This is a genomic window from Sphingobacterium puteale (assembly GCF_003627955.1).
GTDB lineage: Bacteria > Bacteroidota > Bacteroidia > Sphingobacteriales > Sphingobacteriaceae > Sphingobacterium > Sphingobacterium puteale.
The window spans coordinates 206,580-232,660 of the sequence record NZ_RBWS01000007.1; the positions used below are offsets into that span (position 1 = coordinate 206,580).

19 protein-coding genes and 1 pseudogene are annotated in these 26,081 nt (G+C 38.1%); 7 read left to right on the top strand and 13 right to left on the bottom strand.

Features of this window, described 5'->3' with window-relative positions; genetic code table 11:
* The first annotated feature begins 60 nt into the window (after positions 1-60).
* The gene (locus D7322_RS10040; RefSeq protein WP_121123794.1) at positions 61-654 is read left to right on the top strand and encodes a TetR/AcrR family transcriptional regulator; all 594 of its coding nucleotides are present in this window, start codon (positions 61-63) and stop codon (positions 652-654) included.
* Between the two features lie 61 nt (positions 655-715).
* Positions 716-1,954 (top strand): beta-ketoacyl-ACP synthase II, encoded by a 1,239-nt coding sequence (gene fabF / locus D7322_RS10045; RefSeq protein WP_121123796.1) that lies wholly within the window; start codon positions 716-718, stop codon positions 1,952-1,954.
* A 543-nt stretch (positions 1,955-2,497) separates the two neighbouring features.
* On the opposite strand, the pseudogene D7322_RS29345 reads toward fabF, so the two are convergent.
* The 4 genes and pseudogenes from D7322_RS29345 to D7322_RS10065 all read right to left on the bottom strand — a co-directional run.
* Positions 2,498-2,670, bottom strand: a pseudogene (locus D7322_RS29345) (transposase); the annotation flags it as partial.
* A gap of 59 nt (positions 2,671-2,729) precedes the next feature.
* A complete protein-coding gene (locus D7322_RS10055; RefSeq protein WP_121123798.1) occupies positions 2,730-4,241 on the bottom strand; it encodes a SusD/RagB family nutrient-binding outer membrane lipoprotein in 1,512 nt (503 codons plus the stop codon).
* A 43-nt stretch (positions 4,242-4,284) separates the two neighbouring features.
* Entirely contained in the window at positions 4,285-7,518 is a 3,234-nt protein-coding gene (locus D7322_RS10060) for a SusC/RagA family TonB-linked outer membrane protein (protein WP_121123800.1), read from the bottom strand.
* Positions 7,519-7,855: 337 nt separating this feature from the next.
* Entirely contained in the window at positions 7,856-8,740 is an 885-nt protein-coding gene (locus tag D7322_RS10065) for an AraC family transcriptional regulator (protein WP_121123803.1), read from the bottom strand.
* 538 nt (positions 8,741-9,278) lie between these two features.
* Between D7322_RS10065 and D7322_RS10070 the strand changes: the two genes are divergently transcribed.
* The 3 genes from D7322_RS10070 (at position 9,279) to D7322_RS10080 (ending at position 14,588) form a co-directional block, all read left to right on the top strand.
* Positions 9,279-10,667 carry an aminopeptidase P family protein gene (locus D7322_RS10070; RefSeq protein WP_121123805.1) on the top strand — a complete coding sequence of 463 codons (1,389 nt, stop codon included), beginning with the start codon at positions 9,279-9,281 and terminating at the stop codon, positions 10,665-10,667.
* A gap of 68 nt (positions 10,668-10,735) precedes the next feature.
* Positions 10,736-12,910 (top strand): S9 family peptidase, encoded by a 2,175-nt coding sequence (locus tag D7322_RS10075; RefSeq protein ID WP_121123807.1) that lies wholly within the window; start codon positions 10,736-10,738, stop codon positions 12,908-12,910.
* 4 nt (positions 12,911-12,914) lie between these two features.
* Positions 12,915-14,588 carry a M1 family metallopeptidase gene (locus D7322_RS10080; RefSeq protein WP_220700056.1) on the top strand — a complete coding sequence of 558 codons (1,674 nt, stop codon included), beginning with the start codon at positions 12,915-12,917 and terminating at the stop codon, positions 14,586-14,588.
* 498 nt (positions 14,589-15,086) lie between these two features.
* On the opposite strand, the gene D7322_RS10085 is transcribed toward D7322_RS10080, so the two are convergent.
* Positions 15,087-15,617, bottom strand: coding sequence for an NAD(P)H-dependent oxidoreductase (locus tag D7322_RS10085; RefSeq protein WP_121123809.1), 531 nt, complete (start codon positions 15,615-15,617; stop codon positions 15,087-15,089).
* Between the two features lie 160 nt (positions 15,618-15,777).
* Between D7322_RS10085 and D7322_RS10090 the strand changes: the two genes are divergently transcribed.
* Complete coding sequence (locus D7322_RS10090) at positions 15,778-16,137, top strand: winged helix-turn-helix transcriptional regulator (RefSeq protein ID WP_121123811.1); 360 nt, start codon at positions 15,778-15,780, stop codon at positions 16,135-16,137.
* Between the two features lie 550 nt (positions 16,138-16,687).
* Here the strand turns inward: D7322_RS10090 and D7322_RS10095 are convergent.
* The 4 genes from D7322_RS10095 to D7322_RS28925 form a co-directional block, all read right to left on the bottom strand.
* A complete protein-coding gene (locus tag D7322_RS10095) occupies positions 16,688-18,103 on the bottom strand; it encodes a Gfo/Idh/MocA family oxidoreductase (protein WP_121123813.1) in 1,416 nt (471 codons plus the stop codon).
* Between the two features lie 11 nt (positions 18,104-18,114).
* A complete protein-coding gene (locus D7322_RS10100; RefSeq protein ID WP_121123815.1) occupies positions 18,115-19,506 on the bottom strand; it encodes a 3-keto-disaccharide hydrolase in 1,392 nt (463 codons plus the stop codon).
* Positions 19,507-19,843: 337 nt separating this feature from the next.
* Positions 19,844-20,344 (bottom strand): DUF2199 domain-containing protein, encoded by a 501-nt coding sequence (locus D7322_RS10105; RefSeq protein WP_121123817.1) that lies wholly within the window; start codon positions 20,342-20,344, stop codon positions 19,844-19,846.
* 212 nt (positions 20,345-20,556) lie between these two features.
* Positions 20,557-20,706, bottom strand: a complete 150-nt coding sequence (locus D7322_RS28925; protein WP_317125726.1) for a glycoside hydrolase domain-containing protein — start codon at positions 20,704-20,706, stop codon at positions 20,557-20,559.
* Between the two features lie 572 nt (positions 20,707-21,278).
* On the opposite strand from D7322_RS28925, the gene D7322_RS10115 reads away from it, so the two are divergent.
* Positions 21,279-21,764: a hypothetical protein gene (locus D7322_RS10115; RefSeq protein ID WP_121123819.1), complete on the top strand. Its 486-nt coding sequence runs from the start codon at positions 21,279-21,281 to the stop codon at positions 21,762-21,764.
* A 26-nt stretch (positions 21,765-21,790) separates the two neighbouring features.
* On the opposite strand, the gene D7322_RS10120 is transcribed toward D7322_RS10115, so the two are convergent.
* The 4 genes from D7322_RS10120 to D7322_RS10135 form a co-directional block, all read right to left on the bottom strand.
* Entirely contained in the window at positions 21,791-22,369 is a 579-nt protein-coding gene (locus D7322_RS10120) for a Crp/Fnr family transcriptional regulator (RefSeq protein ID WP_121123821.1), read from the bottom strand.
* 434 nt (positions 22,370-22,803) lie between these two features.
* Complete coding sequence (locus tag D7322_RS10125; RefSeq protein WP_121123823.1) at positions 22,804-23,910, bottom strand: AAA family ATPase; 1,107 nt, start codon at positions 23,908-23,910, stop codon at positions 22,804-22,806.
* Entirely contained in the window at positions 23,911-24,612 is a 702-nt protein-coding gene (locus D7322_RS10130; protein ID WP_121123825.1) for an RNA ligase family protein, read from the bottom strand.
* A gap of 265 nt (positions 24,613-24,877) precedes the next feature.
* On the bottom strand, positions 24,878-25,849 hold the full coding sequence (locus tag D7322_RS10135) for a hypothetical protein (RefSeq protein WP_147430362.1): 972 nt from the start codon (positions 25,847-25,849) through the stop codon (positions 24,878-24,880).
* Between the last annotated feature and the right edge of the window lie 232 nt (positions 25,850-26,081).

The window sequence follows — 26,081 nt, forward strand, 5'->3', positions numbered from 1 at the left end:
TATAACCAATAATATACCAATAAGTATTTTTTATATTTGCAGTCAGAAAACAGCGATATCATGTCAAAAGCAGAACAGACCCGACAATTTATCATTGAAAAAACGGCCCCTATTTTTAACAAAAAGGGCTATTTTGCGACTTCCCTTTCCGACATCACTACTGCTACAGGCTTAACAAAAGGCAGTATATACGGTAATTTTAAGGACAAAGATGACTTGGCTCTTCATGTTTATAGTTATCAAAGCAAAAAAATAGCGGATGGAGTAGATCAACACATTACCCAACAAAGGACAGCTCTAAAGAAACTCTTTGCTGTTTTTGATTTCTACAAAGAAAATTTTAAAAATATCGCTGCTTCGGGCGGGTGCCCACTAATGAATACCGCTATCGAAGCTGATGACTCCTTGCCTTTTTTGCTTCCTAAAGTCAGACGATCATTTACACTTTGGAAGCAACGATTGATTTCGATACTAGAAGAAGGAGTTAACAATGGAGAGTTTAAAGAGCATATTTCTACAGAACATTTTGCCCTTACCTTCATGGCTATGATCGAAGGCGGTATTTTACTTTCAAAAATTTCAGGACGTGGCAAAGATTTAGCTATTGTATTGGATAATATGAAAGAAATGGTAGACCGGGAGATCAAAATCTAATTTTTTTTAAACATACACATACCAATCGGTATATTGATAAATTAATTTTAATATCATAAAAATGAAAAGAGTTGTAATTACCGGAATGGGGACAATCAACCCATTAGGAGATAACATTGATACATTCTGGGATAATATTTTACTTGGTGAAAACCGTACAGCTATCATCAGCCGCTTTGACGCGTCTTTATTTCGGACACAAATCGCGAGCGAAATCAAAAACTTTCAACCGGAAAAATACCTCGAGCGAAATGAGATCAAGAGAAGTGATCTATTTACTCAATACGCCCTATATAGTGCGTCGCAAGCCTTAGAAGATTCCGGCTTAGATCCGAATACAATGGATCCATTTGATATTGGTGTTATCTGGGGTGTTGGACAGGGGGGAATGGAAACATTCGAAAATGAAGTTGAAAACTATGTGACAGGTAATTATATCCCTCGCTTCAGCCCGTTTTTCGTCCCAAGGCTTATTGTGAATATGGCTTCGGGAATGATATCGATGAAATTTGGTCTGCAGGGGATCAATTATACAACTGTATCTGCTTGTGCAACCTCCAATACGGCGTTCATGGATGCTTTCAATTACATTCGGTTAGGAAAGGCAAAAGTCTTTATCAGCGGCGGCTCAGAAGCACCTATTACCCCTGCCTCAGTAGGAGGTTTCTCTGCAATGAAAGCAATGTCGGGCAGGCATGATGATCCCAAAACAGCAAGCAGGCCATTTGATCGAGATCGAGATGGATTTGTCATGGGAGAAGGCGCCGGGGCCCTGATACTGGAAGAATATGAGCATGCCAAGAAAAGAGGGGCAAAAATCTATGCCGAGCTTGTTGGCGCATCCATGACAGCTGATGCCTATCACATGACTTCGCCTCACCCAGAAGGCATAGGTGCGGCCAAGGCAATGTCGCTTGCTCTGGAAGAAGCCCAAATAAACAGTGATCAGTTGGATTACTTAAATCTTCATGCCACCTCTACTCCTGTTGGTGATATTGCTGAACTGAAAGCAATGCAACTGGCATTTGGCAAATCCAGCAACCTTTGGGTCAGTTCGACCAAGTCAATGACCGGCCATCTGCTCGGTGCTGCCGGAGCAATTGAAGCGATTATTGCCATAAAGTCCATAAACAATAATGTAATTCCTGCGACTATAAACATCGAAAATATCGATCCTGCAATCCCTGAGGGAATCAACATTGTTGTAAACCAACCTTTGGAAAAAACGGTGCATACAGCGATGAGCAATGCCTTCGGTTTTGGCGGACACAATTCAAGTATCCTTTTTAAAAAGATTTAACATTTTTTTTAAAAAAAGACTTGACAAAGTGTAATATAGACACTACCTTTGTAGTATCATAATTTAGGTTTATAATTGGTTATTTAAGGTTTTCATTCTCCCCGTTTGAAAACCTTTTTTTATGTTCAGTGGGTAACCGGAGGTTTTCAATCGCAACGTTACGTTTTTTAGCAAACTAGATTTTTTTATTTTTAACCGAATACGACAAAACTATTTGGCCCATTTCTCCATTTACCAGATATAAATCTGTTGGGTACCTTCAATAGTATGTCACTGATGTTATTTTTCAGAACGGAGTCCGTGTCTTATCGACTATTTACCCCTTCTTCGAAGATGATTCGAGGCATCTTCGGGCCTTATTCGTACTTGGGGGCAGATAAGAGCGTTTTCTGACAGCCATGCTAGCGTCTTATCTCCGAGTATAACTCGGACTCACCACGGACTCATGTCGCTCTCACCACGGATACACCCCGACCCTGATACGGAGATGTACCGGAGGAGACACGAAACGATAGCGAAGCAGAGGTCTTGCGTCCATGCCATAATCAGAACATTCAAAATCCCGCCCCTGTCATGGATGACTAAATGAAACCTGAAACCATAGAAGCAGCCCATTGTAGATTTTCCAACTTCGGCTATTCCTTTACCCCCCCTCTGTTCGCCTTAATCCGCTTATTCTTGCAAACCCTAACCGGTGTCGAATCAATAAAAGAAATCATAAAAAAACAGCGGGATAACCGAAGTTACCCCGCTGCGTAAAAATAAACATATGAAACTATTCTTTACCATTATCTTTAGCCCACCATAGTCGCTTACCCCAATTGTAATCCACCGTTCCAGCTGCAGCTGCGTTAACATTCTCTGTATTATACAAATACTCATTATTCGGATACGGCAAACGCCACGGTTGATCGGTGTGTACTTTTTTGAATTTTTGAATTTTCGAAGGATAGTTTGTAGTTGGTATACCAGTTCTCCTATATAAGCTCCATGCTTCAAAATTTTCTTTAAACAACGCTACCCACATATCCCAATAAATACGGTTTTTAGTATTATCAAATTTACCTGTATCAGCGAGATAAGCCGCTATTTCATCTGCTGCAATATTATTATCTTGCATGGACAATGTAACCGCTGTTTCATAAGCCGTTTTTGCTGAAATACCAACATTGTATCCGGATAAAGCTGCTTCAGCTAACAAGTAATAGGTTTCACAAGCCCTATAGAAAGGTACCGCCCCAGCGGGATCATTAATATAATGATCGCCAATCCAAGAAATCGAGGTTGAAGGAGACGGATTTGTCAATGAACCATTTACAAATCCAACATACTTACCTTCATTATTTTTCCGAGCGATCGAAGCAATCCTTGGATCTTTGGTCTCAACTAAATGATCAATAAAAATATCAAACATTCCCCAATTATTGATTCGATTACCGTTGATACCTGATTCATACCAAGGTTCCATATAGGGTAAAGTACCAGGGAAAAACATCTGGCAGTTTTCTGCGTTTGTCTCAATAATAGGATATTTCTCTTTATTGCCCGCAATTTCCTCAATAGTAGATTTTGCCAATGCCGGCGCAACAGAAGAAATTCGCATTGCCATCCGTAAGCGCAGCGCATTACAGAATTTTTGCCACCTTAACATTTGCTCTTTTATATCTGCACTTCCACTATTGGTTTTTCCATAGATAACATCATAATCCCCCATTTCATCTGTACCTATACCCGCCGCCATTTCATCGGCAATTGATTTAAGGTCGGCCAATACAGCAGGGAAAATGTCTTCCTGTTTATCATATTTCGCTTTCAAGATGGATCCGTCCTCTGGACGTCCTTTAAACGCCTCTGAATAAGGAATATCGCCCCAGCCATCCAATAAATAGGACCACATATAATTATTCCATATCCTGGCAACAAGCCGAATATTTTTGTAACTCTCTGCTGTAGCCTCTGTTTTTTTCAATAAATCCTTCATTTGGGTGATATTGTAGTAACAAGCAGCCCATCGATTACCATAGGTATTATTCGAAGGAATTAATCCGCCCAAATTATCTGGATATTGAATTTTAACAATATAACCTGCAAATGTTCCATATCCGTCAACATCGCCACCGAATTGGTCTCCGGCATACCGCATGACATTTACCAACATGTTTTGGGGCGGAACATCTGACAATGCATCTGGATCGGTATTAATTTTTTCAAAATTTTTAGTACATCCCGATACTAAAAGTGCAGCTAGAACTGGTGTATATTTAAGTTTTTTAATAAAAGTATTCATAATTATAAAATTATTTTTATTACGTTTTAACCTAATAAAGAAATTAAAATGTAAAACCAAGTTTAAGACCTATACTTCTTGAATTAGGGACGGTCGCCTGTTCAAATCCTACTCCTCTTGAATCACTCGAAACACCACCTGCTTCTGGATCTAAACGCATCGTATTAGACTTATGCACCCACAACATAGCTAAGTTCGTTCCCGTAACAGAAATATTGGCACGCTTAATTCCTTTTATTTTACTATAGAGATGTTTAGGTAAGTTATATGATATATAAGCTTCTCTCAATTTCAAAAAAGAACCATCAAAAACATACATTTCAGCGATTCCACCGTTTTCGTACCAATCTTGAGCACTAGTTTCAATCGTATTTTCAACCCAGCCATCTTTTCCGTCCGACATCGCGAATCTTTCATTCGTCATTACATCTCTACCTGCCACAATTGCGCGTTCACGGATGCCATTCGCGGCTGTAATTTCAGCAATACCTGTCGTGTAACCATGGGACATTGTTTGCGACCACACATCGCCACCTTTTCGAAAGTCGAGCATAAATCCAAATCTGAAATCCTTGATGGTAAAGTCGTTGCGCATAGAGGCTAAGAAATCAGGGACAGCTTGACCAATATCCTGACCGTCCAATGGGGTAGAAACCAATCCATTATTACCTACTTTTATTGCCCCCTTCATTGGACCTTTTTCTACACGATCAAAACCAGAGCCAACTAAAGTTCCCCAAGGTTTACCCACAGATGCCATATTGGAAATACCCCAAGTCCAGCCAAGCCTGTAATCTTTTAAATCCAATTGTGGATAAAGTTCAACAACTTTATTTTTATCCCTCGAGAAGTTAACTGTTGTTGTCCAATTTAGTCCATCTTCTCTTTTTAGGATATCCCCTCTTAACTGCAATTCAACCCCTTTGCTTTTGATCTCACCGGCGTTCAGGAAGATAGAACTAAAACCAACCACATTAGATGTTGCCACCTGAAGCAATTGTTTTTTGTTAGTTTTGTTATAGTAGGTAAAATCCACATGTAAACGATCTTTGAATAAACCTAACTCAGTTCCGACTTCGTATGAAGTAATTGCTTCGGGTTCTAAGCCTTCAATCGCATAAGTCATACTCTTATACATCTGAGCTAAATTATTATAGGAATCTGTCTGTGCATAGTAATAATTTCCGTTTTGATATGGACGCGTTGCATTACCTACCTTCACAATGTTGAACCTCAATTTCCAAAAATTCAGGTAATCACTTTTTAATCCTTCAAAACTAGCCGTAGGCAACCAACTTAAACTTGCTGAAGGATAGAAAAATGATTTTTTCAGTGTTGAAGACCAATCATTCCGTGCGGTTAAATCTAAATATAACTGGTCTCGCCAACCTAAATTGGCTTGTGCATAGACAGAGTTTGATCGACCTTTAGAATGATCCATTAAAGTATAAGCATCCCCAATTTTATTACTGATCGTATAGACTCCTAGTACGTTCAACCCTCTCGCTCCCAACGTGTTTGTTTCAAACTGGTAATCCCGATAATTAGCACCCAAAATCCCTGTCAAGCTCAGGTCTCCAAATTGCTTATTGAAGTTTGCGATAAAATCTGCATTGAATTCAGAATTACTATTCTTCATTTCATCGAATTTTCCATTTTTGTTGTCGAAATTAAAATAGGTTGTCTCGAAAGTATGTGTATTATAATAATCCAATCCCACCCGACCTTCAAATCTCAAGAAATCAAAAGGTTGATAATGCAATGAAGTTTTCCCAAATATACGATTCATTTTAAGAGCATTTTGAGACTCATGCATGGTATAGAATGGATTCATATGATAGGCGGAATTCCAGTTGTAATAGGTATAATTTCCGACCTCATCACGTTGATCCCAATTATTTTTCAGATCTTGCATATCTACCTGACGACCGAACCAGATCAATCCATTCATCGGATTAGCACTATCGTAACCTTGCATTACGAGATTATTACTTTCAGTACGTGTGAAATTACTCATAATGTCATAAGAAACTTTATCGCTTAACTTATATTCATTATTTAACTGGGCTGTATATTTCTTTTGATCCGTATTGGGTACCGTTCCGCGCTGATCTCTAAAGGAAATGGAGGCCCGGGTAGAAGATTTATCTGTTTTAGAAAGTAAAGAAATATTATGATTTTGAGAAAAGCCTGTCTGAAAAAATTGCTTCACATTATTTTTATGGGAATTCCATGGAGTCGCCTGGCGTACACCGTTCACTACAGGGCTATTAAATTGTGGAATCATTAACCCAATATCCATTCTTGGCCCCCAAGATTCATCAATATTATCATTGACACCAAATTCTCCTGTTCCGTCGACATAACTAAAAGAATTTTTAACAACATAATCCTGATACGACTCTCCTCCGCCTAAGGTATTATAACTATACTCATCTCCTCTGGACCCTTGACCGTATAAATTTTGATACTTTGGTAAATTGGCAGCTCTATCAATAGAAAAATTACCATCATAGGAAATTTGTACCCCATTGGCAGCCCGTTTGCCGGATTTTGTGGTAATCATAATAACACCGGCCCCTGCTCGCATACCGTATAGAGCCGCAGCTCCACCTTTCAAGATATTAAAACTTTCAATGTCATCCGGGTTAATGTCATTCAAGCCCGACCCATAATCAACCCCTGTGTAGGTATTATCACCCGAACGTTGTGCATCATTTGTAATTGGGATACCATCTACAACAATCAATGGTTGCTGATCTTTTTGTAATGAGGAATTGCCTCGAATTGAAATACGAGCCGAAGAACCTATTGCACCACCAAATTGATTGACCTGCACTCCCGCTGCTTTACCTGCCAAAGCCCCCGTTAAACTATGCTGTCCCGCATCAGTTAACGCACTCGCTTTAATTTCTTGAGTAGCATAACCTAAAGATTTTTTTTCTCTAGTAATGCCCATGGCAGTTACAACTACCTCATCCAAATTTCTTTCATCGGACAATAGAGTAACTTCTAGCGTGGTCTGATTGGTCAGATTAACTTCCTTACGACCATAACCAATAGCCGAAACACTTAGTTGTCCTGCCTGTTTGTAGTTTATCGTAAATTCTCCATTTTGCCCGGTCTGTGTACCGGTTCCATCTCTAAGAGTGATTGTAACTCCAGGGATAGGTTTCCCGTCTTGGTCGACCACCTTCCCTTTCAAAACTGTTTGCGCATATACTGCCGAGCTTACTAAGACCGTAGCGGCTAGCATAGCAATGCTTTTTCTGTTCATAAGTTTAGTTTCAGATGTTTAGTTTATAGTGCTTTTTTATTATGAACTAAGTTATCAACCTCTCATCCTCTTTACTAACCGAATCTTGATAAGTATTACCCGATTATTAACCACAAATGTTAAATAAAATCAATAAATATCAAGACGCAACACCGAAACAGCACAAATAAAAACATACGCATGCTTAATTTCACATCATATCTTAAGAAACAACAAGAAAAACTAAAATAAAAAACGAAAATTTAAAACAAAAACAAGATCAAGCAAAAAATCATCTCATATTTGACATCCGAAGAAGAAATATTAGAAAAAAATCCACATTGAAAGGTTCTTATATTTATATAACGGAGTAAAGTGTCTGTTTATAGTTTTGAACATATTCTTTGGGGTTGCAACCTATAATCTGTTTAAATACGCGGTTAAAATTGGTAATACTATTGAATCCGCAATTGTACGCGATTAACGAAACACTGTCTAGATGATCTTCATTCAATTGACTACAAACCTCTTTAACTCGTATTCGATTTAAATATGCGACAAAAGTAACACCACAATGTTTTTTAAAATACCGACAAAATGCCTGAGGCGTAAGATTGGCGTAATCGGCAACATCTTCTAGGCTAAGGTCATGTTTATGGTTTTCTTTGATATAATTACAGATTAGATTAATTCGATTTGAGCTATGAACTGTATCAGATACCGCCTCTCCTCTTTCTGAACAAAGCGGATCCGTTTCCCTTGATATAGTCGCCAAAGATCGCAAAAGATAGAAAAAATGCATCAGTTTATCCATCTGATCTGAAGATTTCAATTGTAAAATTCTTTCTGAAATTTGCGTAAAATATTCATCTGGAATTTTAAAACCACATGAATTATTGTAAATAAAATGATTTAGCGATTCAAATTCCTCCAAAGAAAACATTAACTTGAGCTTGCCATTTGGATCAAAAAAAATAGATATAGAGCGAGATTCATTTGAAAAACCATCCTGAGAAGACGACTTAAATACATGTGGTTGATTTGCCCCCAAGAAGAAAATATCATTTTCCTTAAAAGGGTGCAACGTATCTTCAACAATCAATATTCCCTTTCCTTTTACTATCCACATAAGCTGTGCTTCTTGGTGCCTGTGAAGATGCGGATAAAAAGTTTCTAAAATATCTTCTTGTACAGTTAGGCTTTGGCCCTGCATACTGGGCACATTAAATTGGAGCGTTTTCATAGGATTTCATAAGTTTATGTTCAAAACTACTGTTTAGTTAACATAAATATAACAACTACGAAACAAGTAAAGATATCGTTCGCAACAGATGTAAAAACAAAAACAAAATATGTATATAAAGGGATAATATTTAGCATATTTACTGATTATGCAATCGGTAAGGCATAAAATCACATAAAATACCCTAATATTTTAAAAAACATGGTTAAAATACAATTAGACTTTGATAAATTGTGATAATTAATATTCAATATAAACTTCGAACTTTATTTAATACCAATATTATTTTGTTTTGATGCATAAATCACTTGTAGTAAGCAATTGTAACAGCATAAAAGTATCAAGCGTATAAACAATTTATTGACGACGCTTATTTCGCGAATCAAGAGATAAATTTTTAACGATATTAGCCAGCATATTATAATATGAATGACACCATTTAATCTCAACTAAACGCTAACACACAACAGAATAAAAATTAGTTTTGATATTTTCATCAGATAACGGCTCTATTGCCGCTCTTAATTTTCAAAAATTTATGTTTAACACAAATATCTATACTACCCGCAGGAACGAACTCACGACAAAATTTACTTCAGGTAAAGTTTTGTTGTTGGGAAACATTGAAAATCCGATCAATTTTGAACACAATACTTACCCTTTTCGTCAAGATAGCAGTTTTTTATATTATATCGGTATAAAAAGTCCTCAATTGGCCGCTGTGATCGATATTGACCAAGGAGAGACAATACTATTTGGTAACGAAATGACCATCGATGAAATTGTCTGGATGGGACAACAGCAGACTCTGGCGGAAAAAGCTACACTTTCAGGTATCCATAAGGTACTTCCTTTTGAGCAACTCTTTGACTATCTAAAAAAAGGGGAGAAAAATTTGATCCATTACCTCCCCCCCTATCAGTCACACAACAAATTATTGCTTGGAAAATTGCTTAATTGTCCGGTTGAACAGCTTCAACCATCTATCGTTTTAATTCAGACCGTAGCCGCACAACGCAGTATTAAATCAGCGGAGGAAATTGTTGAATTAGAGAAAGCTGTGGACGTCGCTGTGGATATGCACCGTCTTGCCATTCAGATGACCAGACCAGGCCGCTATGAGTATCAGATCAGCAATGCCATGCAGCATTTCGCACAAGATCAGGGCATGTCTTTTTCCTATCCTCCGATAGTTACCAAACGAGGTGAAATATTGCATAACCACATGCAATTTCATCAAGTTCACGAGGGAGACCTTTTGTTAAACGACTCGGGTGTTGAAACATCACTCGGATATGCCTCCGACCTAACGCGTACCTTTCCCGTAGGCAAACGCTTTACCTCTTTACAGGAGGAAATTTATCAGATTGTTTTACATGCTTTTAAATCTGCTGAACGCTTATTAACTGTTGGAGCTCGCTTTAAAGATATCCACTTAAAAGCCTGTGAAGCACTTGTCGAGGGCCTGATACAAGTTGGATTTATGAAAGGTAACGTGCAGGATGCAGTAGTTAACCATGCACATGCTTTATTCTTTCAATGTGGACTCGGCCACCTCATCGGTTTGGATGTACATGATATGGAAGATCTCGGCGAACAATATGTAGGTTATACCGAAGCCGAACCTAAAGACACCAAGACTTTTGGTCTTAAATCCCTGCGACTAGGCAAGCAGTTAGAAGTGGGCAACGCACTTACCGTTGAACCGGGCATCTATCTCATCCCCGAGCTCACACAACTTTGGGAGCAGCAAAATCTACACAAGGATTTTGTTAATTATGATTTTCTGAAAAAACACCTCAAATTTGGCGGTATCCGTATCGAAGATAATTATATCATGCAGGAAAATGGGGCAAGGCGTTTGGGAAAATACCTTGAACGGGAGGTAAATGAAATCTATCAGCTTAAAGACAGTGCTCCGAATTAGGGATACCGGGAGCCAAAATGGCAAACCCCTGTGCGTTGAATATTTGACTTACAAAACATCATAAACAAATGAATCGAATTAGACATTTTATTTTAGTCAATCTGTTATTAGTTCTCTACGTATCCAATCCACTCTTTGCTCAGAGACTCTGGATGGAAAATGGTGATCAATATTATGAATTTTCGGATAAAGGAATAGAAACCGTCAATCCTAAAAACGGTTCCAGAACAATCTTTTTATCTCATGAATTACTTGTTCCTCAGGGAATGAAAACAGCATTAAAAGTCGAGAATTTTTCGATATCCAAGAATAGGGAACTAATTTTAATCTATACCAATAGCAAAAAGGTTTGGCGAGAAAATACAAGAGGCGATTATTGGGTGTACAACAAGAAATCCAATCAATTGACACAAATAGGCCGTCAATTTCCATCATCCCAACTGATGTTTGCCAAATTTAATCCTCAAGCCAATAAAGTGGCTTATGTTAACAAAACAGACCATAATATTTATGTGGAGGATTTAACGAATGGAAATATAAACGCCGTAACGGAGGATGGGACAGACCGTATGATCAATGGAACTTTCGATTGGGTTTATGAGGAAGAGTTTGGTTGCAAAGATGGTTTTAGATGGTCGCCTGATGGTCTCTCTATCGCCTACTGGAAACTTGACGCAAACAGTATCCGTAATTTTCTAATGATTAATAATACGGATAGTCTCTACTCTTTTACCATTCCTGTAGAATATCCGAAAGTAGGACAGTCTCCAAGCGCTTGTTCCATATGGACTTATGAACTTGCTAGCGGAAAGAATAGCCGCATAAACATTCCCGGAGATCCTGAACAGCATTATATTCCACGTATGGAATGGTGTATGGACAGCAAACAGCTTATTTTTCAGCAACTCAATAGGAAACAAAACGAAAGTAAGATCTACACAGCTTCCATTGCTACTCATGAAGCTCAAGCAATACATCGCGAAACGAGCGATTCCTGGATTGACATCAAGGCAAGATGGAATAATAATGATCCTTCGGGCTGGGACTGGATACAGGATGGAAAAGCATTTATATGGGTATCGGAAAAAGAGGGCTGGCGAAAAATCTATCAAATTGACTTAAAAGGAAATGAAAAGCTCATTACGAAAGCGGATTATGACATTATCAATCTTGATTTTCTAGATCCTAAAGGAGAAATAATCTATTTCACTGCTTCTCCCAGCAATGCGACTCAAAAATATCTGTATAGTGTCTCTACTAAAGGTGGCTCTCCAAAAAGGCTCACACCAGCATCTTTCGAGGGAACTTGCGATTATGATATTTCGAAAGATGGCAAGATTGCTATCTTCAGCTTTAGCAACCGTGCCGAGCTCAAGCAAGATGCTATTATCGAGCTCCCTACACACCGGACAGTAGTGGATTTTGAGGTTAAACGTGAAAAGAAAGTCAGTGATGGCATAGCCGAATTTTTCAAAGTTAAGACTACTGAAGGTGTCGAACTAGATGGCTGGATGGTCAAACCGCTGGATTTCGATCCGAATAAAAAGTATCCAGTAGTCTTTATGGTATATGGTGAACCTGCTTCACAAACTGTAATCGACAACTTTAGCGCAGGTTATAACAGCTTGTATAAAGGAAATATGGCCCAGGACGGATACATTTATATTTCTTTGGATAACCGGGGCACACCTGCTCCTAAAGGTAGCCTATGGCGCAAAAGTATCTACCGTAAAATCGGTCAGCTCAATATTCGTGATCAAGCATTAGCCACACAGGAAATATTAAAATGGTCTTTTGTAGATAATTCGCGCATCGCAGTCTGGGGATGGAGCGGAGGTGGTTCGAGTACACTCAATTTGCTTGGACAATACCCACAAATCTATAAAACAGGTATTGCAATAGCCGCTGTTGCCAATCAACTACTTTATGATAATGTTTATCAAGAACGTTATATGGGACTTCCACAAGAAAATCTAGCAGATTTTGAAAATGGGTCGCCATTAAAGTATGCCAAAAATATTAAAGGAAATCTACTGTATATACACGGCACTGGAGACGATAATGTTCATTATCAGAATGCGGAAGTTCTTATAGACGAATTCATAAAAAATAATGTACAATTTCAGTTAATGTCCTATCCTAACCGTAGTCATTCCATTAGTGAAGGAGAAGGGACTCACGAACACCTAAGAACGTTATTTACGAATTATTTAAAACTACATTGCCCTCCAGGCGGAAGATAAGCGAATGAAAAGAACACTATTATATGCGCTAGGTACCTATGGTATTTTGGTCGCAGGCTACCAGCAATCCAACGCGCAACTGATGAAAGAAAAAAATGAATTCACGCGAGCGGATTCATTGCGGGGATATCTCACACCATTGCGCACTTGCTACGATATCCAATATTATCATTTGGACGTGAAAGTAGATGTAGACAATAAATTCATTTCAGGTTCAAACTTATTCCGCTTTAAGGCCACGGAAGATTTTGAACGTTTACAATTCGATCTGTTTGCCAATCTTAAAATTAATAAGGTTATCTATCAAGGGAAAGAGCTCTCATTTACAAGAGAATACAACGCTGTTTTTTTGAACTTTCCTACTAAAATCACCAAAGGTGCGCAAAGTGAATTCACAGTGTATTATGAAGGTCATCCCACAGAGGCAGCACGCGCTCCCTGGGACGGTGGCTTTGACTGGAAAAAAGACAGCAATGGTAAACCTTGGGTGGCTACAGCCTGCCAAGGTATGGGCGCTAGCGTCTGGTGGCCTAATAAAGACCATCAATACGATGAAGTCGACAGTATGATGATTTCGATCGCTGTCCCAAAAGAAGTAATGAACGTATCTAATGGGCGATTGGTAAAAGTGGAAAAAATGAAAGACGGATACAACAAATACCATTGGAAAGTTGCCAATCCGATCAACAACTACAATGTAGCCATCAATATTGGAGACTATATTCATTTTCAAGAAAAATACAAAGGTGAAAAAGGTCCTTTGGATGTCGACTACTATGTCTTGCGAGAGAATGATAAAACAGAAAAAAAGGCTCATCTTCAAAAAAATGCCAGACAGACGTTAGAAGCATTTGAGTATTGGTTTGGTCCATATCCTTTTTATGCAGATGGTTACAAACTGGTCGAAACGTATCATACGGGTATGGAACATCAAAGTGCTATTGCCTATGGCAATCATTATCAGAATGGATATCGTGGAAACGATGCTTCGGGAACAGGTTGGGGGAAAAAATGGGATTTCATTGTCGTACACGAATCGGGCCACGAATGGTTCGGCAACAACATCACCGCTGCTGATCTCGCTGATATGTGGATCCACGAAAGCTTCACCAACTATTCTGAAGCCTTGTTCATTGATTACTTTTATGGTAAAGAAGCTAGTCAAGCTTATGTCCACGGCATTCGACGTGGCATTCAAAATGACATTCCCATACAGGGACCATATCACGTAAACAAAGAAGGTTCCGGTGATATGTATCCCAAGGGCGGTGTTATGCTCAACATGATCCGTACGATGATAGCTAATGATGATAAGTGGCGCACGTTATTACGAGGCTTGAACAGCAAATTTTACCATCAACAGGTTGATTACAATGATATTGTCCGTTATTTAAGTCGGCAAACTGGTTTGGATCTATCAAAAGTATTTGAACAGTATGTTCAGCATGCATCTATCCCGACATTAGAGATCCAACAGGATGCTTCCGGCGCAGTACTGGGAAGATGGATTAGCGAAGTCAAAGGGTTTCATATGCCAATACATATTGGAATAAAGGGTAAAAACAGACAATTGGTCCATTTAGATCAGCATTTTAGAGCAATTAAAATTCCGGGATTAAATAAAGAAAATATTGATATAGACACGTTTAATTATTATGTCGGGGTTTTATCAGAGTAATGTTTCTTCAAGGATCTGACACTGTGCTCTAACAAAAGTATATAGCTATTTTTGGAGCACAGTGTTTATACGTTAATTTTCTTAACACCAATCTATATACAATAAGTCTCTTGGTCTTCTTATGAATTAATCAACTCTGAACTAATACTCTCCCTTTTTGCTTTGTCTTAGATCAGAGAGACAGAAGAAAATAAAAATTAAAAAAACTTGCAAGTGTGTATAAAATACACTATCTTTGAACTATCATAATTTAGGTTTATAATTGGTTATTTAAGGTTTTCATTCTCCCCGTTTGAAAACCTTTTTTTTTGTCCTTACCTCTTACCAGGATAAATAAAATTTAGCGCGATTAAGATTGATTGAAAATGATAAATTCTCTTCAGATCATTCTTCATTAAGCGATTATAATCTAATAGCCATCGAATTTTCGTACTTTAAGTTTCTGGATCATCATTTCCAAATTAGCGAATGGTATAGCGGTCGAAATACCAGACGCGCCTACAGCTGTTCTAAAAAATCAAGATACAGCGGAACACTCCGTTCGACCCATTCTTCCGAAGTATTTTGTTCAATACCATAATATGCAAAAAGTGGTCTATAATTCGCGTGAATATAATTAAAGGTAATTTCAAATGGACTAGTCAATTGATCCAAGTTATATTTGTACTTGCCTGTAGTGGAATACTCTTTTTCATCAACCCCAACAGACAATGCCAATGCAATTCTCTTGCCCGCTAACTTATAACCACTTGACTTTCCATAGGCCCAACCGTATGTTAACACCTCATCCAGCCACTTTTTAAAAAACGGGGGGCAATTAAACCAATAAAAAGGAAACTGAAATACAATTTTATCATACTTTTCAATCAATTGTTGTTCCTCCTTTACATCTATTTTTTCATCAGGGTACTTCTCATGCAATTGATGAATTTCATAGTTTTCTGGGTATTTTTTCAATTCTTCAATCCACCTTTTATTAACGATTGATTCATTTATATTTGGGTGAATTATCATTACTAACGTTTTCATTATATCTAGTTATTCAAAAGTTTTATATACTATTTACCACGCGCCATCTGATAACTGTAATAGTTTCATTGGCGTTGCTAGCTGGGATTAAAAATAGATAGATATTTCTTATTTTGGTACAGTGGTAACCCAATGTTCGGTACTATAAAAAATGTAGGTGATGACAAAAATCAAAGAAAGTTCCAGTAATTTCGCCAACAGGCAAATGTTAGCAAATGAGTGTCCTGAAGTATTTGCTGCTCATATTATTGGTGGTCAATGGTCTTTAGCTATCTGTTGCTATCTAATCAACGGAAGTCTTCGATACAATGAAATTAAAAAGTGTCTTCCAAATATTACCGAACGCATGTTGACGTTGCAATTGCGAAAATTAGAGAAAAGCGGAGTTGTAAAACGTACGATATATCCAGAAGTACCGCCACGAGTAACATATGAATTGACCCCAATCGGTCATGAATTATCCCCTATTATTAGCGAACTTGGAAAATGGGGAGAAAAATTAAAAGGACTCTCTCCTTAATCTTTATTGACATTTCTGAAAAAGGTAAGCGAAAATATTGAATTTCAGCTTGCCCCAAACACCTTGTTGTTAATTTATTATAGCATCAAAAAGTCTGATCCCAACCTCTTTTGATACAGCCATTATCATATTGATATTTTTATTTTAAAAAAAATTTGCATAGTGTATAAAATACACTTATATTTGTACTATCATAATTTAGGTTTATAATTGGTTATTGAAGGTTTTCATTCTCCCCGTTTGAAAACCTTTTTTGTTTGTATCTATATCCATTTTTTTAACTCCCTTCCCCTCCCATTAGTCAGGCCAGATGCCAGTTCTCATCATCACTATCCTAAGGCATAGGAACAAAATTATTTACATTGACTCTTATATTTCCATCAAGATAGATCAAAATACATTCGATTTGTCTCCTCCAATACAATAAATTGGAGCATATTTTAGGTTGAATGATAGTAAACCAGTTGGCTTCTCGATAAAAGCCCAATAAACAAAAAGCGAGGTATAAATTAAATATCCCTCGCTCTTTTATAGTTCAAAAATGATCAGATTACATTTTATAATATTGCTCCCAGCCTCTTGCGGGAGGAGGTCCGGCCAAGAGTGCATTGGCAAATTTATCGTTACTGATTTCCCTTTTTATGGGATCAAAGACCAATTTGGCATTTAAACGCTGGGCAATTACTCCCAGACAGAATACTTGACTCAGAGGTCCGGCGATCTCAAAAGCAGACCTTGTTTTTTCTTCTCCCTTACATGCTTTTAAGAAGTTAGTAAAATGATTAGAGGGAGATTTTGGAATTTCCGGAAGACGGGATTCCATTTCCTTGGCTTTCGTCTCAGGAATGATCTGTAGAATACTAGCATGAGAACCACCTTTGAACGTCAGATCCTTTCCATAAATAATTTTTCCGGGGTTTAATTTTGCTGGTTCCAATTTACCTGTACTAGGAGCTGGAATATTCGGATCCAATCCCGAAACTCCATAACCATCTGGTATCGGTGGTAAATTATTTAACCCATCATACCAATTAATGTCAACCGCAGGCATTCTTTTCCGTTTGGGAAAATGAAATTTCAGTGTCGAAGACATGGGAAAAAAATACGAATTATGTCCCTCAAGTTTAACGGCACTGACTTCGGTTGGCAGCCCAAGGTCCAAGAATTCATGCGCAGTGTCTAATATATGTGCTCCCCAATCACCAAGAGCTCCCATCCCAAAATCATACCAACAACGCCATTGCCCATTCACAAAATCTTTATTATAGTTGTGGCCTAGTGTTTGCATTTGCCATAGTTCCCAATCCAACGTTTCCGGGATTATTTCAGCGGCAGGAAATCCTTTCATATTCACATCCCATCCATGCCATCTCCGCGGCATGTTCATATGTGCGTCTATCCGAGTGACATCTTTAATTATTCCAGCTTCCTTCCAAGCCTTAAATTGAAAGTAATTTGCTTCGGAATGTCCCTGATTTCCCATTTGTGTTACAAGCTTTGAGTTCCTCCTGGCTTTATTGGTCATTAATTCAACTTCGAGGAATGTTCGCGCCATTGGCTTTTCCACATAGACATGTTTTCCAAGATCGAGGGCTAACATAGTTATCGCAAAATGGGAAAAATCAGGTGTCCCAATACTAACCGCATCGATCTGATTTCCCATTTTATCAAACATAACTCTAAAGTCTTTAAACTTTGGTGCATCAGGAAACATTGCCAGAATTTCCTGCGTTTGCTTCGCCCCCAGATCAACATCGCATAATGCAACAATATTACAAAGTCCGGTTTTATAAAGCTCCTTTATAATCTCTGCAGCCCGATTCCCTAAACCTACACAGGCTAAATTGACGCGTTCATTTGGTGTTGCCAGATTGACTTTACCCAGGACACTATTCGATAACATTACAGCACCAGCTGCAATAACAGATTGTTTAACAAAGCTTCTGCGTGATAAATAATGGTTCATAAACTCTAAGCTTAGTTTGGTGTATTAATCTTTATACTGCGAAATGAAACCCTATCCCCGTGATCTTGCAATAGGATAAATCCTTCTTTTGCCTCACCAAAGTTATCCCAGTCCTTATATTTACTGATAGCAACAAGGTCCTTGAACTCCTTCGATCCTCTTTCGTAACTCAGCATCTTAATTCCATTCAGATAGTGTTCAACTTTATTGTCGGCTGTCACCACTACTCTTCCCCTATTCCATTCGCCTATCGGTCTCCGGGAACGTGCATCCTTATTTGATGTGATGAGGTCATAAAGAGAGGCTAAAGTACGATTACCATCTCTTCCTAACTTCGCATCGGGATGCAAGTCATCGTCAAGCACTTGGTATTCAAGACCAATAGCCGATCCTTTGGACTTTTCTTTTAATGTTACAAAATACTTGACACCACTATTGGCCCCGGGGCTAAGCTTAAATTCAAAAGATAGATCAAATACGGCGTACTTATCCTTTGTTACAATATCACCGCCATTAGTAGACTCACCGCCATCAGATTTCAGAACTGTCAATTGCCCATCCTTAATCTCCCAGCCGCGATCAGGAAATTTATTCCCATGGATACTGCGCCATCCATTATTTGTTTTTCCGTCAAATAAAAGCTTAACTCCTTTTTTCTTTTCGGCGTCAATGACTTCATTTGGTTTTAAATTTACAATGTAGACCTCCTTCGGAAAAGCTTTTGACTTTAGATCGCTTGTTTTGATTTTAACATTTTTGAAATAGACCTTCTTTCCATCTAATTCTGAGGGGATACTATGTACTTGTAGCCCGATGAAGCCTGTCCTGTCAATTGTGTCCACTACATAAGAAACGGGTACATCGTTGATCCAAGTACGCAGCTCATCGCCAATTGCCTCGATTCTAATGTGGTTATATTCCTCAGCTTTATATGCCTTTTTAGCGTTTTCATTGAGATCTAGTGGATAGATCCAACCACGGCGTGCCTCATCATAGATGCCACCTGTCCAAGCCCTGGATGAGGGGTCTATCTCCACTTGTCTTCCGTACACTCTACCACGCCCATCATTAGCTTTAGGATCTAGATGACTTCGGGTCTGGATTCCTGAATTTGTTTGACTCCCTTCGAGCTTAACATCCAGTTCCAATATGAAATCACCATATTCTTTCTCGGTAATCAAAAATGAATTGGGAGTGCCTTTCGTCATTCGCCCCACGATTGCATCTCCCTCAATAGAATAAGGAGCTTTTCCGCCTACAGATTTCCAGCCATTCAGCGTTTTTCCATCAAAAAGGTCTGTCCACCCTTTTTCCGTATCCTTATTTATCTGCGCATGCGATAAAATTGAATTCCCAACCATCGCTGCCATCAAGACAGACTTAAATATTGTGTTTCTCTTCATTGTGATAGTTACTTCTTGAGCTCATATGCTCGGTTTATTTATTGAATATTGGTTTGTTACTCATATCATGTGCACCTATTTTTCCATATTGGAATACTAAAGTTATTATGTAATCTAATCCCTTTCGATCCAGGAGATCGGTGCGCTGCCTTTACCTAATGGTTATTTATCCAATTGCTTTAATAAAACAATATATTAATTAATATAGGTCAAATGAACCATGTTGTGCGATTTATTTACGAAAACGTTTGAAACATCAAAAAATCTAATGGGGTTCAAAAAACGGTTTTGCATCTAAGCAATGCACATGAACAAAAAGCAAATTTAGTTTTATGGTCTACAAAACCGAATTAACCCGTAACATAGCTTCATCCCTATGGATACCATTTAACCAATCCTGTACCAACTGGTGTTCCGATTCGTAAGGTATCAATAGCGGACGACACCCATCTAATTGGGTAACAACCTGCATATAAAGTCCTATTGTAGAGCTTTCATAATCCTCTATTTCATTACTGAGCATACCAAAGTAATTTTTTTCCTCGGCTTCTTTATTTGCAAACATCAGGCGATATTCGTCCATCGTTTCTTTACTCACCGAAACCCAGACACCGTAATCCAAAGTTTCATCGTGGTTCAAAATCGGAACCTGCAAAACAGTTCGGATAAAATAATCTATTTGGTCTTCGTGGTGAATGACGCAAAAATCATCATCTTTATCCGTAAATTTTTCTTTATCCACCGAGTTTAATATATCATAGTGAAAGGGAGCATTAAACGCTAAGGATGGCAATTCAGTATGTTCTACTCCACAATTTTGACAAATAAAATTATTCATATATCTTCATTCAAAAAAAGAATTTTCTCTTACAAACTTAATCAAACTTTTAAATCTCCATAAAAATTAATTCTATTGTTAGAAATCATCTTCTACGTTCACCCATCAGAATTTCGGCCTAATCTTCAATTACCCGATAACTCTAATCTTTTCGGTGTCCCCAATTTCGATTGGGATTAGCGCATTTTTCACCAAAATTTAAAGTAATTCGATTAAAAACCTGACCAGCCATTTTTAGCGTATGCTTCCCGGTGCAATCGGATATATCCACTGGTAGCTAATACATACCAGCCAGACATCTGTCCTACATCCTCATTCGTTACCAGACCTTCGAACGTATGTTGATATTCTTGTTTCCAAATTTCACGAGACTACTTTTATGTAAGCCAAGGTGTTGTAACTCCGGAAGAAATCTTCCCTAAACCATAATAGGTTCCTGCTTGCTCCACACTGGTATTTGCACCGATAAATGAGTTTATACGCTAATTCAAAGTCAACTACCCATGCACTGTACAATTTGAAAAAATAAAGTATAGCTAAACTCCGAAAGAAATCTATCTGAACCACAATCTTGTGTCGACTGCGTCTGATGCCCCATAAACGTAATAATACTTTATGTTTTGATCAGATCATCTGTGTAATTTTTTTTCGATTTTACCTTTTCAAAGTTATGGAGGGAGCCTGGCAATACTGAGATGTTCTTCTATTTTAAAAAATAAATTAAAAACAATCATTAAAAAATTTGGAGAAAAAGAAAATTATACACAACTTCAAAGCACAAACATATATTCCAAATCGGCTACAAAGTAGACAAAGGAAATTTTTTTATTTTAAAAAGACGATTTCATCCTTGAACATTTCAATGATAGAATTTCAGATTAGTTTTTTTGCAGAAAAACTTTACTTACATGTATAGACAGTAGCATTATAAAATATGACAACCACCCCCATTAAGGTATATACGGTAATTTCAAAAGAGATTAAAGAAGATCCAGATGTATTCACCAATCTAGAGGGTGTTTTTTCTACTTACGAAAAAGCACAGGAATATATCGACCATTTTTTTGGCAATGCGAAATACGGCTATCGTTCCATCGTAACGACACTTTTGGATCCCTTCCAAGAGGAAATCCAAAATAACGATTCTTATTACAGTATTTCTTCCCAGTTGATTGACAACAAATTAGAAATAGAGATCTGTAAAACTTCATTTGCAGTGGTTCTTTCCGAAGTTGGAAAACTGCGTATAGAAGAAGCGACTTCCGAAAGACCTTTGGAAATCAACCTGCATTGCTTTGCTAGATCTGAAGAGAAAGCTATTGAAAAATTCAAAAATTTAGTCAAGAATTATTCAAAAGAACAGAATCTATACTTTCAAATGCTACCTTACCGAATAACAGATTCGAATCAATGCTATTAGTTTGCAAATTGTTTTTTAAGCCGATTCTATATTTTAGAACCAATTTTTTTTCGAATTTCACTCAGATATTCGGGGGTAAAACCTAGAAAAGATGCAATAAGATATTGTGGTACACGTTGCACGAAATCTGGATACTTACGTAGCATATCGCGATAAAACTCTTCTTTAGGTAATGAAAAAAGATATTTAACACGCATTTGCGCAGCCGCATAAGCCCTCTGATACACAAAACGAAAATAGCGTTCCATTATAGGAAATTCTAGCATCAATTTTTCTTGGTTTTCTTGACTGATATATAAAATCTCTGATTTTTCGACAGCTTGAATGTAGAAGGAACTAACAAGCTTATGTTCATAGGCCATATTATCTGTAAGCCACCAGTTTTCAATCGCAAATTCTGTTGTTTGCTCTACTCCTTTTTCATTGACAAAAAACTTACGCAATATTCCTTTCAATACAAAGTAGTGATATCGACAGACTCTCCCCTCTTCTAGCAAGTTCTCTTTTTTAGCTATTGAAATAATATCAAAGTACTTTGATATTATTTCAAATGTATAATCATCGATTTGGATAAATTTCTCTAAATGTGTTCTAAATGTTTCCAATACATTTTAATTTATTTTTATAATCAAAATTTCACCTCCACGCGCAGGGTACTTTAAAGCTAACACCCGTCCAAACATTCTGGTCATCAGCAATACGATCAGCATCTGTACTGGATTTCCAAAAGCACCTTGAGAAAAACCAATGATAAATACCAAAAGTGGTCGCTGAGAGTAAGCAGCTTCATCTGGAGCCCAGTTTTTTTATTGCGATATAAAGTAAAGCCCCCCTAAAAATTAACTCTTCAAAGAAAACCGCTTTTATGGCCCACCATGTACTATGGAACAAATTATGAGCAGATAATGGTGTGTTATAGAGCCAAAAATTGTGTGCAGCTGTGAATTTTATAAAATGACAAACTGCACATGGAGATATGATTTTTGTAACTAATCTCACAAGTTTATTTTTGCATCAGACTTTTTTTATTTCCTCATTATTAAACCCAATAAAGTACCTCGTGTGCCTCTGTCAGCTGCGGGACATCCAAATTATGAAGCATTTTATCTAATACTACGTCAGGAAGAGGGTAGGCTCTGTTCCGATTTTGCAAACGCCATTGGCTGTACGGTTTTTCAATATAGACCAATTTAACATAGGCCTGATAGCTTATAAACAAATCGATCAACTGTTGACGCATTAATGTTGTAATGTTTGTTGCATTCCAGATAAAATCCTGTCCCCTGCGCAAATAAATCTTTGCCTGTTCTTTTGCTTGCTGCACTACCCAGCCGTTCCGTTTTCTATCTGTTGGATCTATCCGGTTTCTACGACGAATATCGTCCAGACTAATGACAGGGATATCCTCATTATGATTAGTTACATAATGGTCTTTGCCCATTCCTGGTAATCCAGCTAGCATAGTAACCTTAGATCTGAACCTATCAAAAGGAACATAATCCACATAACCGTCCGCTTGGTTGAAGTAAGTAAATTGTGCATTCAGTGTGGCAAAAGACCGTGGCGAATACCAGCAACCGATTTCTCTTGTATACAGTTCAAAAAGCTCTAATACATCAAGTAATGCGGTTTGATCCCGACAGATTCTCCCTTTGGCGTCGGCTTCAGCCAACAGTTTCAACTCGGGCATATTTACCCGCAATGATGCTTCCAAGGCGCTACGCATTGGGTCAACTTTATCCATCAGCCACAACGGCAGTCCATGATACCGGACTAACCCTACGATTTCTTCCCGAAGGGCAAAAGGTGTCTCCACATCACGGAACAAAATCTCACGTGCTGTCTGTGCCCCCTTCCGCGCATGACCAGGCGAACTGACCCTTCCCTTTCCGTCTACCGATGAGGTAGATCGTTTTTCGACATCATGCAGCAATGCCGCTGCCCAAAGTAGCTCCTGCCGTTGTCTATTAAGCTCCCTGTAGTCACTTGATTGTTGTAACTGCTCAAGTACTAGCTGTGTATGGATAGCAACATTCCCCTCTGCATGATGAACGGGATCCTGCGGAACATTCCGCATGTCCGCTACCCAGGAAAACTGTTTTTCCAATTTCAACCAGTCTTTATCTGCTGTTAGTTTCCATTCCATCTAACTAATTCTCCTTTCCCAAATAAGCTTTGTTCTTTTCCATGATTTTGTCCAATGTTCATCCGTCTGTACATGTCCTTTTCGCACATACTTAAAGACATTATGTTGAAACATGGAAACTGGATAAGCATCCGCATTCCGACAGACTAGACCTTCTGAGGTACATTCGGTCCCTTGTATTGGATCCATAGAGCCTAACACCGAAGGCTGGGAAGCTAGATTTTGAACAGTTTCTTCCAATTGTATTAGCTGTTGTATGTCTGCTACCTTTTCAGACCTCAACACCGGTACCAAAGGCAAATCAAACAAAGCTGCATAGAAGCTTACTTCCTCCCATGAAAGCCATGTATCTTTAACCCGAACGGCAAACACATAATAATAATGTTCCAATTGCGTATACTCGATTGAATGTACGGCATAAAGGTTTTCGCCAAAAAACTCCAGATTACCTAAATCATTCTTTAAGCGTCCCCAATGTTCACGCAACTGCGCGGTCCATGGAGAAGTTGTGGGTGCCGCATGCGACCGGGCAAATACCCCCCGCCTAGATAGACAGTTGTTTTCGCCATCCAATTTTTCGGTATAAAGTAATTCTGAAAAAGATTGAATATCCTTCCAGTATCCATAATTAAAACGATCGTCGCTACTTGTTCCGGGTGAAAAAGGGAAATGATAGGTTCGACCATATTTTGTTGATTCCATTTTTTTAAACTAAAGTGAATAATGTTGATTTAAGCACATAGGAATAGAAGCAATCAGGTTGGGTATTTCTCCCATCTGATTACGTATCCCTATATATTTGATACCGCATTACATGACTCTGTGTTTAAAAAGATATAACATTAATGATCTGTTGCGACAAAAATAGATAATTTTCTTAAAATAAAAAACTGTTGTACCAGCAGGCACAACAGAATAACCAAAACTTATAAATAAAAGCTCTTATATTAATGAGGTCTGATGTTATCTAGATGTTAATAGGCGCATCCCAGCCAATACGGGAGTAATCCCCCTGATTGTTTAAGAAAAGTTTTACTTGATGCCCCCTAAGCCCTTTTCCTGTCCGCAATATTTCATTAAGCTGCTCCTGTCGAATATTTTGAAGCAACATCTTCTCAATAAAGGGCTGCAGCTTCAGGTCATCTGCCACACGTTTGATCGGATATTGCACAAAGAACATATTTATTGCATAATTTTTTGATATTTTGACAAACCAGTTTTCCATGCCAGCCTTCTTTAGTTGATCGAAAATTGTCGGACAGTCCAATATTGTTCCGTTACGCAAGATAATGCATTTGGTCTCTGCTGTAGTGTAGATCGCAACAAGATCAACAAATCGCAGCTGGTGCAGGTTGATCTGTTGGACAAGCTCTCCCCTTTTAGCCAGCAGATCAGCCAAGAGATAGACGTCGATATTGTCGATGTCCATTCCATAGAATTGCTCTTTCTTCTTTAAACTATTTTCTTTTATTTTCCAGGGTTCATTTCGCGAAACGATCGGTGCAGTTTGTTCAAATTGTCCAAAAGTCTCTCTTTTTTTTATCAAAGGTCTTCCCTGTGTTACCATTTGTCCAGAAACAGCCAATTCTTTCTCTGAACTCACATTGCTTACAACATGCATAAGTGGCCTGTTATAGAAAACAGCCAAATTCTGCCTTTGGCCAATGGAATGATAGAGTAGTGACCAATTTTCACACATATACACCATCAGGCTGTAGGATACAAAAATAGTAGCATAGCGTATTCCATAGATTTGCATATGTAGCTCAAAAAGAAGCGAACGTTCAACAGAAGACTGGCTATAAACAAAGATAATCGCAACATACAATAATAAAAATGGAAAAACAGACACTAAAAGGAGCGAAAAAAAAGCGATAAAATGTAGGATAATATCAAGACCAGGAATATTCTTTGCCTGCTCCCCTATTCGTTCACGCATATAAGGTACGCTCCAATATGTTGGCAGATTAAGCACAAGTGATACCATTGTCGCCCCAATCCAAAAAACACAGATCATTATGACAACCAAAATCCAATATTTAAACTGATCTGATCGTTCCAAAAAACCTTGAAACGATATTGTTTTCAGATTAAAAACAATAGACAGCATCAGCGAGCAAAAAAAATAAACGATAGATTTCATGACGTTTCTCCGAAATAATCTTTTTAGG